Genomic DNA, 1,173 nt, shown 5'->3' with positions numbered 1-1,173 from the left:
TTCCTCAGTAAACGGAGATGAACGATGCTGTCGTCTCGGGTCAGTGCCCGCCAGAGAAAAAGACTGAGCGTCAAGACGACCAGCATGGTCAGAATCACAATCCGCTGCGAACTGAACCAACCCATCGTATTGCCTTGGTCCAGCACGACCTGTAGGGCGCCCAGACCGATGGCCATGCTGGCGAAGCCCAGAAGATCAATACGGCGTTTTTCGATAGTGGTGGAGGGACTGCTGAAACGGTAGACCAGCATCCAGGCCAATAAGCCTGCAGGCAAGTTCACGTAAAATACCCAACGCCAGTCCAGATGGGTTACGAGGATGCCACCAATCACCGGCCCCAGAATGGGACCCGCTACTACGGCAAGACTCCAGCGCGCCGTGATTCGTCCCCGCATTTCCGGGGGATAGGCTTCTATCAGCATGGCCTGTGCCAAAGAAGGGAGAGGCGCCCCAACCAAACCCTGAAGTAGACGCAGAAAGACGATCTCCATCAGATCCTGACTGACTCCGCAAAGCCCGGAAACCACGACAAATCCGCCGAGACTGGCCAAGAGTAACCGGCGTCGTCCCCATCGCGCCGCCAGAAATCCAGTCAACGGCGTGGAAATGGCGGCCGCGACCAGATAACTGGTCACTACCCAGCTAATCTGGGAGGTGTTGGCAGAAAGGCTTCCGGCCATATAAGGTAAAGCCACGCTGACGATAGTAATGTCCAGCACCTGCATGACGGTGGCAGCCAGCAGCGCCACACTGAGCCAGAATCGATAAGGCGGCGAAGCCGATGCGTCCTGCGCGACGGTGTTGCCTTTTGCTGAGGAAGCGTTTGATGACATGCGCGCATACTACTGGTTGCGCTACGGTCAACGTTTCATTGGTTAGTGAATAAACCCCTGCTCTGATGACTGCCAAACAGCGCTGGCGATTGATCAGTTTTTAGCAGAAACCAGCTTCTGGATAGTTCACCCTTGAAAATATTGCTATTTGCTCATGCTCAAAATGTTTCAATGAGCCAATGACTCTTATTTCGCTATACGGGGTGGTAAAAACCCGATTAACAATCACCAGCTATAGCTTGCTGCCCTGGACAATTCAAGACCCATTGCCGCAGTAATTACATTCATATCGTGCTCGCTAATGACGAAAATCCCAAAGCGGAATTGGTAGCCCCAGTTC

At 53.5% G+C, this 1,173-nt stretch carries 1 protein-coding gene; it reads right to left on the bottom strand.

The genetic code is table 11. From position 1 onward, the window contains the following. A partial coding sequence (locus AC2VLY_RS15725; RefSeq protein ID WP_486922604.1) for a DHA2 family efflux MFS transporter permease subunit occupies positions 1 to 833 on the bottom strand: 833 nt, incomplete at its 3' end. Between the last annotated feature and the right edge of the window lie 340 nt (positions 834 to 1,173).

It is taken from the genome of Acidithiobacillus sp. TH-A36, assembly GCF_057473445.1.
This window is presented reverse-complemented; position numbering and strand designations above follow the sequence as displayed.